We start from the raw sequence: 16,439 nt of genomic DNA on the forward strand, positions 1-16,439 counted from the left end.
AGATGCATTTGTTTGCTGGCGTTGCTTCCCTGACGGTTCTGTTCGCCGGGCAGGCTCTCGCAAAACCGGGCGCCGAGGACGGTACGGACCGCACGCCATATTACGGGGACATCAACCCTTTCTATGGCGACCTCGATCCGTTTTACGGCGACATCAATCCTTTCTACGGCGACATCAATCCGTTTTACGGCGATATCAGCCCGTTCTGGGGCGATATCGGTCCGTTCTGGGGCGACATCAATCCATTCTACGGCGATATCAGCGCCTTCTGGGGGGATATCGGCCCCTTCTATGGCGATCTGGGACCGTTCTGGGGGGATATCGGTCCCTTCTGGGGCGATATCGGCCCGTTCTGGGGCGACATCAACGCTTTCTGGGGTGATATCGGCCCGTTCGATGGCGGCACGGAAGCCGACTATCAGCAGGTTCTGAGCGATCTCAACGCCATGCTGGCCCAGTCCGAAGCGGTGTGGGGCGAGGTTGTCGAGGCCGATACCGGGCTTTCCTTCTGGAACGGCTTTGCACAGGACGTTTTTGCAAAGCACGGCATCGACCTGACCGACGCCAGCTCTCTGGAAGGACTGGACGCGGCGGACCGTTCGGCTTTCTTCATGGACTGGTATGACGGGCTGATGGCGTTTTCCGGCGCGGATCGCGTCGATCACTGGATGGCCGCGGCCAACTGGTCCCCGGCGCTGACGCAGATCCAGGGCAGCGGCGACGATGTGCGAATTGGCCTGCTGGACGCCTCTGTCCACGGCCATGACGATCTGACGGACAACCTGATCTATGCCGGCGGATATGACAGCCAGACGGGCGGTCATGGCGCGGGGGTGATCAGCCTCCTGGTCTCCGAACATGACGGCGAGGGCGTGATGGGCATCGCGCCGAACGCCGATGTCGCGGCCTACAGCCCGTTCGATGAAACCGGCACGGCCGGCTGGGACGATATCCGCCTTGGCATCTATAATCTGCTGCAGCAGAAATCGACCATCATCAATATGTCGCTGGGCGTGTCGGGCTGGACGCTGAACCAGGAATGGAGCGGCATCTTCTCCGACAAGGTCATCAAGAAGATGGACCGGGTCATCTTCGTGAAAGCCGCGGGCAATGACGGCATTCAGCAGACCGTGGATCTGGACTGGGATTTCCGGAACGATCCCAACCTGCTGATCGTGGGATCGGTCGGCCCTTCAGGCGAAATTTCCAGCTTCTCCAATACGCCGGGCGAGGCGTGCCTGCTGGATAACGGGATCTGTCACGAAGAGAACAAGCTGAAATACCGCTTCCTGGTTGCGCCGGGTGAAATGATCCTGGTCGCTGACGGCGAAGGCGGGCTGGTCCGCCGCAGCGGCACCTCCTTCGCCGCGCCGCTGGTGACCGGCGCCATTGCGCTGCTGCACGACCGCTGGCCGTGGCTGTCGCGTTATCCGAAAGAGAGCGCGGGCATCATCCTGCAATCGGCGCGTGATCTGGGCGAGCCCGGCGTGGACGGCGTTTATGGCTGGGGGATGCTGGACATCGAGGCGTCGCAGTCGCCGCTGAATTTCAACCGGCTCTACTGGTACGAGAACGTCCCGAAATACAAGAAGAACGGCGAGCTTCACAAATACAAGCTGAAGCGCCGCCGCGCGACGCAGATCCGCAATCCCAGCGAAAGCGAGCGCGAGGCCTGGGAAGCCGACGGCATGTATTTCTATGCCTTTGAATATATCGGCGACACCTGGCGCGACTTCGCCATTCCGCTGTCCACCCAGCTGATCGGCCAGACCGCCAAGATCCGCGGCGAGGACGAACGCTTCCAGCATTATCTCTATGAGCGGATGATCGACTGGATGGATGGCTTCAGCTTCAGCGATGTGACGACGCACACCGCGCCGATCGCGCGCGGACAGGACTGGCGCTTCGAAATGTCGATCGCCAATCGCAGCCCGTTCGAGGATTATTCCGAAAGCGCGCTGCCCTTCCAGACCGGCTTCAGCCTGGAACAGCCGGAGACGGGCCTGGCGCTGAAATTCGGCTATGGCGAAGGCGCGATGGCGCTTTCCGGGCAGGAAGGTTTCGGCCTGTTCTCCGACTATGACGTCTCCACGGGCGGCGCCAATCCGGTGCTGGGCCTGGCCTCCGGCGGGGCTTATGCCGGCGGCTCCTACGGGCTGGGCGAGAAGGCGACCCTCAGCTTCGGCATGACGGAGACGCAGAATGACCGCTTCTATGTCGCGCCCTGGAGCAATGAGGAGCTGCCGCTGATCGAAGGGCTGGAGGATTACAAGGCCTCGGCGATCAATTTCGGCATGGACTACGCCCTGACGGGGCGGGCCTCGTTTGGCGTGGCCTATACCCAGCTGCAGGAAAACTCCGGCCTGCTGGGCATTCAGGGCCTTGGTTCTCTGGCCATGGACAAGGGCGGCGTGACTGACGCGGCGACGTTCAGCGGCGGCTATCAGCTGACCGACACGGTCAACCTGTCGGCCTCGGTCACGGTGGGCCGGACGCGCGCCGGTTCGCTGGCGGACAATGTGCTGTCGGTCGCCGATGGCGGCCTGACCTCCACCGCGTTCGGCGTGGCGGCCGCCAAGACCGGCCTGTTCGGCGAGTCAGACCGGGTGCGCCTGTCGATGGCGCAGCCGCTGCAGGTTTCCAGCGGGCAGCTGGAATACACATCGGTGCAGGTCGTGGATCGCCAGACCGGCGAAATCGGCGTGGTGACCGAGACTTTCGATATAGGCGGCCAGAACCGCGACTATGTCTTCGAGGCGCTCTATGCAGCGCCGGTCATGGACGGGCGCGGCGAAATCAGCGCCTTCAGCCAGGCCGAAACCCGGTCCCGCGGCGGTACGGATGTAACCGTCGGGGCGCGCTTCGGGATCGGCTTTTAAACACTCTCCCACGGCGCGATGCGTTGGGGCGGGGCCGGGTTCCTCCATTGAATCCGGCCCCGTTTTTCTTTGCGCGGAGCGCCTATTCGGCGTCGCCGCCGGCGGCCTTGATATAGGCGATCACGTCGGCGCGTTGCTGCGCCACCTTCAGGCCCGCGAACGACATCGTGGTGCCCGGCAGATACTCGCGCGGGTTTTCCAGATACTCGAAAAGGACCTCTTCGCTCCACATCAGGTGCGAATTGGCGTTGGCGTTTGAATAGCGGAAGCCTTCGACCGCGCCGGCTTCGCGGCCGATGACGCCGTGCAGGGACGGTCCGACGCGGTTCATGCCCGGCTCCAGCGTGTGACAGGCCTGACACTGGCGGAAAATGCGCTTGCCGGACTTCGCATCGCCCGTGACGCCCGCGATTTCGAACGTCACGCCCTCCAGCGGATCGGCCGTGGCGGTGTCGCCCGCGCCGGCGGATCCGCCGGCGGCGCCATCACCCGCCGGAGCGGAATCCTCGCCGCCGCACGCCGCCAGCGCGAGGCCGGCGGCGGTCAGGGCGAACAGGGTCAGTCTTGTCATCTATTCCTGCTCCTCTTCCCAGTAATAGGGCGCGGGCGCGTAATCGCCGGTCGCCGTTTCCCGCATGGTCACCGGATCATAGAGCCGCCCGTTCAGCATGACATGCGAGATGTCGTCGCTGTTGCGGATGTCCTCCAGCGGGTTGGCGTCCAGAACCACGAGGTCTGCCAGCTTGCCTTCCTCCAGCGAGCCGAGATCGCGGTCAAAGCCCAGCGCGCGGGCCGGGGTGATGGTGGCGGCCTTCAGCGCGTTCAACGGGCTCCAGCCGCCGCGCACGAAGGACCACATCTCCCAGTGGGAGCCGAGACCCTCTTCCTGTCCGTGCGCGCCGATGGAGACCATCAAGCCGCGCTCCGACAGCAGTTTCGCGGTCGCGGCGCTGACCTGATCGGCGAAGTCTTCCTCCGGCGCCTTGGTGCGGCGGACATTGCGTGGCTGCAGGACATGCGGCGGCACGTGGCGGGACAGGATCGGATGCTTCCAGACATCATCGGTCATGCGCCAGTAGGGGTCCGCCGCCGGACCGCCATAGGTGACGACCAGCGTCGGCGTATAGGCGACGTCCGTCTGGCCGTAGAAGCTCAGCGCGTCCTCATAGAGCATGGATTGCGGGATATTGTGCTCGATGGTGGAGTTGCCGTCGGCGACCATCGCCATGTCCATGTGATAAAGCGAACCGCCCTCCGCCACGACGGCCATATCGACCGCCTTGGCGGCGGCCACGACCTGCTGGCGCTGGTCGCGGCGCGGCTGGTTATAGTTCTTGATGCTGTGCGCGCCCTGCACGTTCAGGCGGCGCACATGTTCCTGCGCGTCGGAATAATCCTGAATGTCGGCGAAGAAGCCGGGGGCTTTCGCGCCATAGACAACCTCGCCCGTGGAGAACAGGCGGGGGCCGAGATACCGGCCGGCGCGCTGCAGTTCGTTCGCGGCGAAAAATTCCGAGGAGTCGTTAGACGGGTCGTGCACGGTGGTCACGCCCAGCGCCAGATGCGCCACGGCCAGCCAGTTGCGCTGCGGAATGATCTCGTCATCGGCCTGCGCGCCATGGGCGTGCGCGTCGATCAGGCCGGGGATGATCGTTTTGCCCGCCACATCGACGGTTTCCGCATTGCCGGGAATTTCCACGTCGCCGGACGCGCCGACGGCGGCGATGCGGTTGCCGTTGATCACGATCACGCCGTCCTCGATCACGCCGCCCTCCGCATCGGTCATGGTGACGATGCGCGCGCCGGTCAGGGCGACCACGCCCGAAGGCTTGGCCGCATCGACGCTCATGGAAAGCGAGACCCCGCTTTCCGGCGGGGTGAAGGCGTTGTTCTCGCCCTCCGCGGCGGGGGCGTTGCGGGTGATGGCGTTCAGATCGGCGGAATACAGCGCCGGACCCAGCGACCAGTGGATGCGCTGGCCGTCATTGGACCAGTGCGGCCATGACGCGCCGTCCTTGCTTATTTCGGTGACCGGGAACGCCTTGGCGTCCTTGGAGGCGTCCGCCGATTGCGGGCCGGGCGCCAGCGGCATGACATAGGCGTCGTAGTTTTCGCGGAAGATCACGTAATCGCCCGCCGGAGAGACCCGGTAGCCGGCGTTCAGGACGCCGGAGGCGTGAACGCGCCGCGCCTCGCCATTCAGGTCCGTGCTGATCAGCTGGCGCTTGTCATCCTCGTAAACCGTCATGAAGACACGGTCGCCGCGGGCCCCGAAATGCGGCTCGCTGCCGGATTTAGAGACGCGCTCGATCTCGCCGCCGCCGGCCGGGACGCGATAGACGCCGCTGCCTTCCGACCATTCGGGGGCGGTCAAATAGCCGCCTTCGCCCTTCTCGAAGACGATGGTGTTTCCATCCGGCGAGAAAGCCGGGCGGCGGTAATGGCCCGGATTGCCGGTGACCAGTCGCTCGCCCCGGCCCGAAGCCGAAACGGTGCGGATGGCGCCCAGATCTTCGTCATCCCATGTGGCGAAGACGATGCGGCTTCCATCCCGCGACCAGGCGGGGAAAAGCTCGCGCCGGTCGCTGTCATTGCCGGTCAGGCGGCGCGGACCGCCGCCGGACATGTCCTTGACGTAGAGCTTGCCCAGGGACTGGAAGACCACGCGGTTTCCGTCCGGCGATACCGCTGCGAAGCGCGGCATGGTCGTCTGGAACGTGTCGGTGAAGACATCGATCTGCGGCCGCGGCGGGTCGATGACCTGCCGCGAATCCTGAACGCGGAAGGGAATTTCCGTGACTTCGCGGCTGTCGATATCGATCCGCTTGATCTTGCCGCCGGCCCAGAAGACCAGCGCCTGGCTGTCCGGGGTCCAGTCCATGTTCGGGTACATGCCCTGTACGCCCCAGGTTTCCTGCATGTCCTGATCCAGGGCGTCATGAATCTTGAACGTCTCGCCGGAGCGCAAATCCTTCAGATAGAGTCTGGATTTGGCGCGCTCCCGCCGGACAAAAGCCAGATAACGCCCGTCCGGGGAGGGTTCGGGACGCACAGAGCCGCCATGGCCGGAGACGGCGGTGTCGATCTCGCCCGTCTCCATGTCATAGCGCTTGATATTGAACAGGTCGGTATTGGAGTCCTGAGCGTAGATAAATGTCCCGCCCGGGGTGACGTTCTGGGAGTAATAGACATAGCGGCCATCGGGGGAGAAGGCCGGCTCGCCCAGCTCTTTCTGGTGCTCCTCGCTTGGCTTCTCGACCAGCTGCACGCCGCCGCCGCCGGTGACGTGATAAAGCCAGATCTCGCCGGTCCCCAGCGAACGCGAAGTGGTGAAATGCTTGCGCGCGGCGATGAATTTTCCGTCGGGACTCCAGCTGGGATTATTGAGAAGGCGGAATGTCTCCTCGGTCACCTGCCGGCGGTCGGAGCCGTCGGCGTTCATGATCCAGATATTGTCCCCGCCGCCGCGGTCGCTGGTGAAGGCTAGGCGTGATCCGTCAGGGGAAAAGCGCGGCTGGTATTCCCAGGGCAGGCCGCTGGAGATCGGCGTGGCGTCGCCGCCGGACATCGGCATCGTGTAGATATCGCCCAGCAGGTCGAAAGCGATGGTCTGCCCGTCCGGACTGACATCCAGGCTCATCCATGTGCCCTCTGTCACGTCGATGGAAACCTCGCGCGTTTCCATCGGGGGATTGGCGACATCCCATTCCGGCTTGTCCGAATCGCCATCCTGAGCGGCGGCGGTGGCTCCCATAATCGAAAACGCGCTGAGCGCGGCGGCGGCGCCGAGTTTCATCGTCCCTCTCCCCGAACATGAAGTTATTGATTTGTCGCCGCGGACCTTAGGTGCGTGGACGGCTGGTCACAAGGCGGCTATCGAGCGCACGGGAGGATAGGCGTGAAACTGTTTTTGCCTTTGCCCCGCGAAACCGCCTAAGACATGGAATGGCCGGAAACGGAGGCATGACGCCAGCCTTCCCGACCGGCGTGAAAAAGCGAGCCTGGTACGTTCAATGAAAGATTCCGACCTGAAGCCCGTCGCATTTTCCTCCAGCGCGCGGCCCAAGGAAGTCCCTGTTCCTGAAAGCGTCCTCAAAGAGGCCGGCTTCGCGCCGGGCGATCCGGTTGCGGCCATTCCGCTGGGCAACGGCGAATTTGTCTTTGCGAAGGTCAAACCGGACACCGAGTTTGCCGCCCATGGCAATGTCAAATTTGGCCCCGCTCAGCTTGAAAAAGCGGGCCTGACGCCGGGCCAGCCGCTGAAATTTACCGTCTTGCCGACTGGCGCGGTGCGCGCGGCCCCGCTGGAGGATCCGCGGGCGGACGAAAGCTTTCAGAATCCGCCCCGGGACGCGCTAGACCGTCCGGTCCCGCCGGCCTGGCTGATCCAGGCCTTCACAAACGTGCCGTCCGTCGAGAAACATATCCGCAACGGGGACCGGCAGGCCGACCTGATCGCCCAGACTGTTTCGGATCTGGGCAAGGACATCGCGGACTTCGACAGCATCCTTGATTTCGGCTGCGGCGTGGGGCGCGTGCTGCGCGGGCTGCCGCGCCACACCAAGGCCAAGCTGATCGGCTGCGACCTTCACGAAGACGCCATCGCCTGGCTCAGCCAGCACATGCCGGAGCACCGTTTCCTGATCGGGACCGAGTATCCGCCGGTCGATATTCCCGACGACAGCGTCGACCTGATGTACGCTATCTCCGTCCTCACCCATCTGGACGAAGACCACCAGATCAAGTGGCTGGAGGAATGGGCGCGGGTTCTCAAGCCGGGGGGCGTGGCGATCGTGACGTTCCGCAACGAAGAGTTTCTTGAGGCCTTCGTGCGCAGCCAGGAAATGGTGGAGCGCGTCACCAAGGGGCTGATGAATGACGGCGGCTTCGTATTTGAAAGCCACCAGCGCTGGCAGGGCGTATTCTCCGAATTCTACGCCGACGCCTATCATACCAAGGACTATATCCGCCGCGTCTGGGGGCGGTATTTCGAGGTTCGCGACTTCAAGGATCCCGGCACGTTCATTACCCGCCAGAACGCCGCCATCATGGTGAAGCCCGGATAATTCCGCCTCCGCGCCAACACCCATCAAGAAGGAACAGATTGTGCCGGCCGAAGACCAGCTTGATGACGCCATCATCGACCGGATCGAGCGATCCTGCCTGTTCGATTACGATTATTACCGCGCCCGCAGCGGGCAAGAGGGCGGACGCCGCGATCTGATCGGTCACTACATGACCGAGGGCGCGCGCGACGGGTTGCGCCCCTCGCCGGTGTTCGACGCGCAATTCTATGTCGAAACCTATGCCGATGTTCAGGCGGCGGACGTCGATCCGTTCCAGCATTATGTGCTGAGCGGCCGCGCGGAGGGGCGTTATCCCGGACCGGAAGTGCTGCGCGCCGACGCTTTCCGCATCCGGAGCAGCGGGCTTTTCGACTTCCATTTCTATCGCAAGCGGTACGGCACGCCGCATGACCAGGACGCGATTGAACATTATCTGAAGCACGGCGTCCTGAACCGGTTTCGCCCGCGCCCGGACTTCGATGGCGAGTTTTACGGCGACTACTACCCCGACTGGACGGCGTTCCGCTGCCCGTTCATGCACTATGTGGAGCATCACGAGCGGCGCTGGGCCTACCCCAGCTTCAAGGCGGCGGACCGGATCGGCGAACGCCTGCGCGACAGCGAATATTTCGACGAGGATTATTACCGCGAGCGTTACCTGCACGAGACGCCGGACCTCGATCCGGTCGTGCATTTCTGCACTTACGGCTTCCGCCGCGGCTATGAGCCGTCAGCCCGGTTCGACGCGCAATATTATCTGGCGAACCATCCCGACATCGTGGAAGCGGAGGTCAATCCGCTGCTTCATTTCATCGAGGCCGGCGCCTCTGAAGGGCGCGCCGCGACGCCCAAGACGGGATATCTGTTCAACAAGGGCGGCCGCACGCTGGACCCCAACAAGCCGACAGTTCTGGTGGTGTGTCATGACGCCAACCGGACCGGCGCGCCGATCCTCGGCCTCAATCTGGTGGCCGAACTGTCGCGGGACCACAATGTCGTGTCCTGGCTGGGGCGTCCGGGCGACCTGGCCGACGATTTTGCGGATTTCAGCATATTTACGCTGAAACGCATTCCTGAACCCGGCGCGGTTGAGGCCGTGATCAAGGCGATCGGCGACCGGGCGGAACTGGATTACGCGATTCTCAATTCGGTCGAGACCAACAAGGTCGCCCCGGCGCTGACCAAGGCGGGCATCCCAATTGTCTCGCTGATCCACGAATTTTCCGAATATTCCCTGCCGCGCGGCAAGATCGGACGCAGCGTGCTGCTGTCGGACGTGACCATCTTCCCGGCCAATCTGGTGCGCGAAAGCGCCATTGACGAGCTGGAAGGCTTCCTGATCGACGATGTCCCCGACAGCCTGATCACCCGTCATCAGGGCCGCTGCGTGATCGGCACGACGGAGGCCTCGGACGATGACCTGACGCGCGAGCAGCTCTATGCCAAGCTGAAACTGGGCGAGGCGCCCGAAGCCGCCGATGACGATGACGCGCCCGCCGCCGCGCCGGAAGACCCGGACAAACCCTTTGTCGTCATGGGCGCGGGATGGGTGCATCCGCGCAAGGGCGTGGACCTGTTCATTTCCACCGCGCGCCACTTCAAGAAGCTGACGGACCGGCCTTTCCGCTTCGTGTGGGTCGGGGGAAATTACCGGCCCAAAAACGACATCAATTATTCGGTCTGGCTGGCGGACGAGGTCAAGCGCTCCGGACTTGAGGACGAGGTCGTGTTCGTGGACGAGCAGGGCTCGCTGAACACGCTATGGTCGATGGCGGACGCCTTCTACCTGCCTTCGCGCCTCGACCCGTTCCCGAACGTGGTTCTGGACGCGCTGGCGCACCGGACCCCGGTTGTGTGTTTTGAGGGCGCGACGGGCGTTGCGGACCTCGCCAGCAAAGGCTTCCCGGTCCAGGCCGCGCCGTATCAGGACAAGGAAGCGGCCGCGGCGGCGCTGAAGTCCCTGGCCGACGGCGAGATTCCGGAGTTCGACGAGAAGAAGATCGAGAAGCTTCTGGACTTCCCGTCCTATGTCGATGAAATCCGCGCGGCGGCGCGCCGGGCCAGGGAAAGCGTTCAGCGTCAGGCCGCGGACGCCGAGGCGATCCTGAACGCCGGCCTGTTCCAGAAGGATTTTTTCGATCAGGGGGCGCCGGCCTGGCTGCAGGTGCGCAACAACCTGATCGCGCCGCGCCAGAGCGACCTGGTCAAGCTGTACTGCAAGCTGGCCGCCCATGGCGTGTTCCCGGCGAAATCGCGACGCGGCTTCAATGACCGGCTCTATGCCGCGACCCATGGCAAGCGCGGAGACAATCCCCTGGCCATGATCGCGCGCAGCGGCGATGTCGGCCTGAATCATGACTGCATCTGCGTCAGCGGTCTGGAACTGGACGAGTCCGAGCCGCCGGAGGGGCAGAAAACCGCCCTGCATATCCATCTTCATTATGACGAGCTGGCGCCCGACATGCTGAGCCGGCTTCTGGGGGCGGACGCGTCCTGTGACCTGTTCATCACCACCACGGGCAAGGACAAGGCGAAGCGGTTGAAAACCGTGTTCTCCGCTTACCGGAACGGCAAGGTGGAGATAAAGAACGTACCCAATCGCGGCCGCGATATCGGGCCCTTCCTGGCGGCCTGGCCGGGCAAGTGGAGCGAGTATGATGTCGTTGGCCATATTCACGGCAAGAAGAGCGCCGACCTGCAATCGGACCAGGGCGATGTGTGGCGCGATTACATGATCGACCGGCTGCTCGGCGGACGCGCGGCGCTGAACACCATCCTGACCGCTTTCGCGGAGGATCAGACGCTGGGTCTGGTCTTCCCGGAAGACCCGCACATCATTGGCTGGACGGAAAACCGCGAGGAAGCGGCGCGGTTCGCCGAGCGGATCGGTCTGGCGGCGGACGCCCTGCCCGACGTCATAGAATTTCCGCTGGGCAACATGTTCTGGGCGCGAACGGCGGCCTTGAAGCCCATGCTGGATGAAAAATTCGACTGGACCGATTTCCCGGCGGAGCCGCTGCCCTATGACGGCACCATGCTCCATGCGATCGAACGGATGCTCCCGGTCGTCTGTGAGGCGACAGGGCATCACTGGCGCACGGTTGACAGAACCGACCGCCGCGCAGCCGGCTTCTAGAGGGCACAGACGTGGCGTCAGGACAACCGGACAAGACTCTTTATCTGCATATCGGCCTGCCGAAGACGGCCACGTCATATCTTCAGCGCCTGATGGAGGAACATCGCGGCGACCTTCTGGAAAAAGGTTTCTGGACGCCGTCCCGCAAGATCTACGCGCACCGCGTCGCCGTCGATACGCTGCCCGATGACGCCCGCGCAAAGGCGGCGGACGTGCAGGGCATTCGCCGGATCGACGAGCAGGACGTCTGGAAGGATATCGAACACGCGCTGTCGCAGCCGCAGTTCGGCACGATCGTTCTGTCCTCCGAATATCTCTCCATGGGGCTGGCCGAACGCGCAAAGGCCCAGATCGCCGACCGCATAGGGCTTCCCTGCAAGATTATCATCTATCTGCGCCGTCAGGATTACCTGACCGAGTCCGGCTATAATCAGGACGTGAAGGCCATGAATCGCCGGGAGCCGGTCCGCGCGCCGAACTACAGCGAGCGACTGGACTGGGAAAAGGTGCTGGGCGCCTGGGCGGAGAGCTTCGGACGCGAGAACATCCGCGCCATCGGTTATGACAGGGCGGCGCGCGACCAGACCGTACAGAAAAGCTTTTTCGAGGCGCTGGACCGGCCCGACATTCTGGAAGCGGGCGAGCTGGAAAATGGCGAAGGCCGCGTCAATGAAAGCCTTCCCGCCGACTTGCTGGAATTCAAGCGGCTGGCCAACATGTTTGGCGATTTCGGGCTGGACAAGTGGCTGGCCGGTGTGGCGGCGGCCGGGGAATGGGCGCCAAAATACCGCATGAGCGCCGAACTGGCCGAGCAGTACCGGACGCTCTACGCCGACTCCAACCAGAGGGTGGTCGACGCCTATTTCGACGGCGACAAGTCTGCTCTGGCGCTGGACGATGCGCCAGCCGACCCGGACCGCGGCGTGGACTTTACCGGCGCGCTGCCGGCCGAAACGCTCGCCAAACTGTTTGCGGTTCACCTCAAACAGACACGCCGGCGCGAGAAGGAATTGCGGGACCGGATCGCGGCGCTGGAAGAGCGGCTCGGCGTCAAGCATGAGCCGGACTCCTGAGCCGCAAGTGACCGCCCCGCCATACGATCCGCCCCGCAGGCCCTGGCGGCTCGGCTGCGGGGGATTCGATCTGGCGGACGATCCGGGCCTGATTGACGAGACCATCGCGCTGGCATTGGCCAATGACGCCTATGAGCGCGCCGAGATCGCCGTGCTGCGCGCGCTGTTGAAGCCGGGCGACCGCCTGCTGGAGATTGGCGGCGGTTTCGGCGTGGTCGCCCTGCACGCGGCCCGCATCCTGGGGCCGGACAATGTCGTCAGCTATGAAGCCAATCCGCAGACCGCAGACGCGGCGGCGCGCAATTTCCGACTGAATGCAATGCCGGTGCGCCTGATACAGGCCGCGGTCACCGCGCAGGGCGGAGACAGCGTTCAGTATCGCGCGAACGAGAATTTCCTCGCCGGGTCATTGCATGAAAATGTCGAGGCCGGACGCGGGATGATCGAGGTCCAGACCGTCTCCCTTGCCGACGCGCTGACCGATAGCCGCGCCAATGTCATCCTGATGGACATCGAAGGCGGCGAGGCGGCGCTGGCGGCCTGTGACGCTCTGGGGCCGGCAGAGGCGGTGGTGGCGGAAATCCATCCGCAAATTCTGGGCGCTGAGGGCGCGATCAAAGCGGCGGAAGATTTCGCCGCGGCGGGCCTGCATCCGCGCGCCGACCTGATCCATGGCGATGTCTATGCCTTCACCCGTGCGACGCGCCATGATGACGCCGCCCGCGCCGCCGTGGCCGCATCCCTGCGCGCCGCCGCCGCGCACAAGGCGGGCGATTATGCATCCGCGGCGGAGCAAATGCGGGCCTTTATCGATCTGGCGCCCGGCAATCCGGACGCGCATGAACGCCTGACCCAGATCCACCTGGCCGCAGGGAACCCGGAAAGCGCATCGGCGGAGGCGGAGATATTTCACCGCCTCGACCCCGCCAATCCGGTATCGTCCTATCTGGCCGGGGTCTGCGAAATGCGCCGCGGTCATCCGGCGGCGGCGGTGAAATATGCGGAGGCCGCTATTGCGCTGGCCCCGGCCGCGCCGCGCTACCGCCACATGGCCTGTCAGGCTGCGCATCAGGCCGGCATGACGGGCGAGGCGCTGCGCCACGCCGTGCGGCTGGCCGAGCTGGCGCCCTATGCGGCGAACCATATCGCTCTTCTACAGCGGGCCTACCGGCAGGCCGGACTGAAAGAACTTGCGGCGCACGCGGCGGGCTGGGCCGGGGCGCTAACAAGCCGCGCGTCCGCCAAGGGGTGACCAAGCGGCTGGATGATGTTCTATCCGCAGGTAGAGTGCATCGCGGGCACACAAACAGGGCTGGCATGAAGCGAATTATCATCTTGGGGGCGAACGGCTATATCGGCCGCCAGCTGAGCCAGGGCCTCGCCGGGGAGGCGGGCGCGCATCTCACGCTGGTCAGCCGCAATCTGGACGCCGCCCGTTTTGCGCAAATCTGCCCGTGCGGCGACCTGATTTCCGCCGACTTCAATGAAACCGACCGCATGGTCAATATCTGCCGCAAGGCCGACATCATCATCGACCTGATCAACGCCACGCCCCCGCGCAATGCGGAAGGGGCGGTGGCGGAGGATGTCGAGAACAACCTGCTGCCGCACATCACGTTTTTCGAGCGCATGGCCGAGCGGTCGCAGGCCAAGCTCATCTTCTTCTCATCCGGGGGCACGGTGTACGGCAATGCCGACCGTCTGCCGATCCAGGAAGACGCGCCGGCCCGTCCGATCAGCCCGTATGGCGCCTCGAAACTGACGCTGGAGCGCTATCTCAGCATGTTTCACGCGGCGAAGGGCATGGATTATTCGATCCTGCGCGTGGGAAATATTTACGGCCCCGACCAGCCGGTGAAACGCGGCCAGGGCGTGATCCCGGCGCTGCTGGAGGCGGTGTTCGAGGACCGCGCCTTCAAGCTGTTCGGTGAGGGCCGGGCCAAGCGCGACTATGTCTATGCAGACGATGTGATCGAGGCGGTAAAGGCGCTGATCGCCGCGCCCGATACGTCCGGTCTGACCCTGAATATCGGCAGCGGCCGGGGCCATTCCGTGCAGGATATTCTTCAGGCTTTCCGCCAGTGGAGCGGGACAGAGCCGGAGATCGACCATCAGGAAGCGGGGGCGCAGGAGGTGCGGGACGTGATTCTGGACATCAGCCGCGCCCGGGCGCGGCTGGGCTGGCGGCCCCGCGTCGCGTTTCGCGACGGACTGAACAGAACCTTCGAGCACTACGCCGCTCATCACGCCTGGCGCGGCCGGTAAACCAGAAGAGAAAATATGCGCGTTGTTCTTCATATCGGCCACAGCAAGGCCGGCAGCTCCAGCATTCAACGCTTCCTGATCGACAATCAGGCGGCGCTTCTGGAGCGCGGCGTGGCCACGGCCGGCAAGGATTTCGAATTTTCGAACGAGGCTGAAATCCGCCGTCCGCCCAATTTCTGGCTGGAGGACAAGGCCAAGGACCCTGTATCGGCCGGCGCAGGCATCCGCGAAGCCCTGGAAAAGGCCTCGCAGGATCGGCGCGTGAAAATTGCGGTCATTTCCGCCGAAACACTGGGGCGGCGGGAGCGGGCGGACCTGTTCGAGGGAATGGCGGACAGGTTCGATCTGAAAGTCCTGCACTATGTGCGCCGTCAGGATGCGTGGATCTACGCCGCGTGGAAGCAGTGGCAGGTCAAGGCGGGCCTGACGCTGGAGGAATGGGTGGAGCAATGCCTGAGCCGGACCACGCCCGACTATAAAGGGATCTGGTCGGCCTGGACGCAATCGGCGATCCCGGAAGAGGCCTATGAAATGGTCTGGCTGAACGAGAAGACGCTGACGGGCGGCGATTTGCTGACCGATTTCTGCGCCCGCGCGGGCATTGACGGGGACGGGCTGGCGCGCCCGGGCCGCATCAATCCGGGTTTCGACCCGGCCCTGATGGAGGTGTTCCAGCGCGCGCCCTTCCTGTTCGAAGGGCCGCACGACAATGTCGTCTATCGTTATCTGGAAGACCGCCTGCCGGAAGAGGCGTTCGTTTCAGGCCGGATGCCGTTTCCGCTGGCGAAAGCCGTCATGGATTCGTTCCGGGAGAGCAATGAAACCCTGCGCCGGCGTTTCGCGCCGGACGTGGACCATGACGCGCTGTTCGGGCTGGAGCCCCCGGCCGATGAATCCGGCGAGAGCGATATCGACCGGCTCTACCGGGCGATGGGCTATGTCCTGCACCTGATGGCGAACGAGAAGCGCGGAAAGAATCCCGCCCGCTAGCCGGAAAGCAGGCGGGAGAGATAGCCCGCATATTTGTTGCGGCCCAGCGCATCGATCTGACGCGTAAGCTGGTCGTCGGAAATCCAGTCATTATGGAAGGCGATCTCCTCCGGGCAGGCGACCTTCAGGCCCTGCCGGGTTTCGATCGTGCGGATGAAATTGGTCGCATCGGCCAGCGAGTCGTGCGTGCCCATGTCGAACCACGCATAGCCGCGCCCCATGGTTTCCATGGAAAGCTGGCCCTTCTCCAGATAGAGCCGGTTCAGATCGGTAATTTCCAGCTCGCCCCGCGGCGAGGGCTTCAGGGACCGCGCCATTTCCGCAGCCTTGCCGTCATAGAAATAAAGGCCCGTGACAGCGAGATTGGAGGGCGGGTCCTTGGGCTTTTCGACAATGGAGGTGACCCGGCCGGCGTCGTCGACCGTCGCAACGCCGTAGCGGGACGGCTTTTCGACGCGATAGCCAAACACGGTCGCGCCCGATGTCAGCTCCCCCGCGCGCTTCAGCAGCGCGGTCATCCCTGCGCCGTAGAAAAGATTATCGCCCAGAACCAGACAGGACGGATCGCCATTGGTGAATTCCTCGCCGATGATCAGGGCCTGTGCGAGTCCTTCCGGCTTGGGCTGGGTGGCGTATTCTATGCGCACGCCCCACTGCGAGCCGTCGCCCAGCAGATTTTCAAAGGTTTCCACGTCGCGCGGGGTGGAAATCACCAGAATTTCGCGGATTCCGGCCAGCATCAGCGTGCAGAGCGGATAATAGATCATAGGCTTGTCGTAGACAGGCAGGACCTGTTTCGACACCGGAATGGTCAAAGGATAAAGCCGCGTGCCGCTGCCCCCCGCCAGTATGATTCCCTTCACCCGTGTTCCCCTTTTCCAATCTTCAAAGCCGCCCAACCGCGCCGCTGTGCCAAGTTTATCCCCGGCCTTCAAGCCGCGAGGCTGAACAGCAGGGTTTTGAGGCCCGCATCGAAGCGCCGTTTTACGTTACACGGGTAAGCGCAGTTTGGTCTGTATCTTGACGCGGT

The 16,439-nt window shown here is 63.9% G+C and carries 10 protein-coding genes; 7 read left to right on the top strand and 3 right to left on the bottom strand.

Translation table 11 applies throughout. The annotated features are described in order from the left end of the window. The first annotated feature begins 2 nt into the window (after positions 1-2). Positions 3-2,879, top strand: coding sequence for a S8 family peptidase (locus tag H2040_RS02185; protein ID WP_287154140.1), 2,877 nt, complete (start codon positions 3-5; stop codon positions 2,877-2,879). Between the two features lie 82 nt (positions 2,880-2,961). Here H2040_RS02185 and H2040_RS02190 read toward each other — a convergent pair whose 3' ends face one another. Next, positions 2,962-3,450: a c-type cytochrome gene (locus H2040_RS02190; RefSeq protein WP_287154013.1), complete on the bottom strand. Its 489-nt coding sequence runs from the start codon at positions 3,448-3,450 to the stop codon at positions 2,962-2,964. Beyond that, a complete protein-coding gene (locus H2040_RS02195) occupies positions 3,451-6,675 on the bottom strand; it encodes an amidohydrolase family protein (RefSeq protein ID WP_287154016.1) in 3,225 nt (1,074 codons plus the stop codon). It lies immediately after the preceding gene. A 217-nt stretch (positions 6,676-6,892) separates the two neighbouring features. Between H2040_RS02195 and H2040_RS02200 the strand changes: the two genes are divergently transcribed. From H2040_RS02200 to H2040_RS02225, 6 genes are all read left to right on the top strand, one after another. Beyond that, on the top strand, positions 6,893-7,945 hold the full coding sequence (locus H2040_RS02200) for a class I SAM-dependent methyltransferase (protein ID WP_022697004.1): 1,053 nt from the start codon (positions 6,893-6,895) through the stop codon (positions 7,943-7,945). Positions 7,946-7,985: 40 nt separating this feature from the next. After that, positions 7,986-11,081, top strand: a complete 3,096-nt coding sequence (locus H2040_RS02205; RefSeq protein ID WP_287154020.1) for a rhamnan synthesis F family protein — start codon at positions 7,986-7,988, stop codon at positions 11,079-11,081. An 11-nt stretch (positions 11,082-11,092) separates the two neighbouring features. Then, a complete protein-coding gene (locus tag H2040_RS02210; protein ID WP_287154023.1) occupies positions 11,093-12,154 on the top strand; it encodes a hypothetical protein in 1,062 nt (353 codons plus the stop codon). Further along, the gene (locus H2040_RS02215; RefSeq protein ID WP_287154026.1) at positions 12,138-13,406 is read left to right on the top strand and encodes an FkbM family methyltransferase; all 1,269 of its coding nucleotides are present in this window, start codon (positions 12,138-12,140) and stop codon (positions 13,404-13,406) included. The genes H2040_RS02210 and H2040_RS02215 overlap by 17 nt, the downstream gene beginning before the upstream one ends. A 65-nt stretch (positions 13,407-13,471) precedes the next feature. Continuing rightward, on the top strand, positions 13,472-14,419 hold the full coding sequence (locus tag H2040_RS02220; protein ID WP_287154028.1) for an NAD-dependent epimerase/dehydratase family protein: 948 nt from the start codon (positions 13,472-13,474) through the stop codon (positions 14,417-14,419). A gap of 15 nt (positions 14,420-14,434) precedes the next feature. Further along, positions 14,435-15,409: a hypothetical protein gene (locus tag H2040_RS02225; RefSeq protein WP_287154031.1), complete on the top strand. Its 975-nt coding sequence runs from the start codon at positions 14,435-14,437 to the stop codon at positions 15,407-15,409. On the opposite strand, the gene rfbA is transcribed toward H2040_RS02225, so the two are convergent. After that, complete coding sequence (gene rfbA, locus H2040_RS02230) at positions 15,406-16,272, bottom strand: glucose-1-phosphate thymidylyltransferase RfbA (protein WP_287154033.1); 867 nt, start codon at positions 16,270-16,272, stop codon at positions 15,406-15,408. The two genes, H2040_RS02225 and rfbA, sit on opposite strands and share 4 nt — an antisense overlap. Positions 16,273-16,439 lie beyond the last annotated feature (167 nt).

This window comes from Euryhalocaulis sp. (assembly GCF_013911995.1).
GTDB classification, from domain to species: domain Bacteria; phylum Pseudomonadota; class Alphaproteobacteria; order Caulobacterales; family Maricaulaceae; genus Euryhalocaulis; species Euryhalocaulis caribicus.

Bases quoted from the DNA above. Each gene is read 5' to 3' on its own strand.
- H2040_RS02185 (WP_287154140.1), top strand. From the start codon at position 3: ATGCATTTGTTTGCTGGCGTTGCTTCCCTGACGGTTCTGTTCGCCGGG.
- H2040_RS02190 (WP_287154013.1), bottom strand. From the start codon at position 3,450: ATGACAAGACTGACCCTGTTCGCCCTGACCGCCGCCGGCCTCGCGCTG.
- H2040_RS02225 (WP_287154031.1), top strand. From the start codon at position 14,435: ATGCGCGTTGTTCTTCATATCGGCCACAGCAAGGCCGGCAGCTCCAGC.
- H2040_RS02195 (WP_287154016.1), bottom strand. From the start codon at position 6,675: ATGAAACTCGGCGCCGCCGCCGCGCTCAGCGCGTTTTCGATTATGGGA.
- H2040_RS02215 (WP_287154026.1), top strand. From the start codon at position 12,138: ATGAGCCGGACTCCTGAGCCGCAAGTGACCGCCCCGCCATACGATCCG.
- H2040_RS02220 (WP_287154028.1), top strand. From the start codon at position 13,472: ATGAAGCGAATTATCATCTTGGGGGCGAACGGCTATATCGGCCGCCAG.
- H2040_RS02200 (WP_022697004.1), top strand. From the start codon at position 6,893: ATGAAAGATTCCGACCTGAAGCCCGTCGCATTTTCCTCCAGCGCGCGG.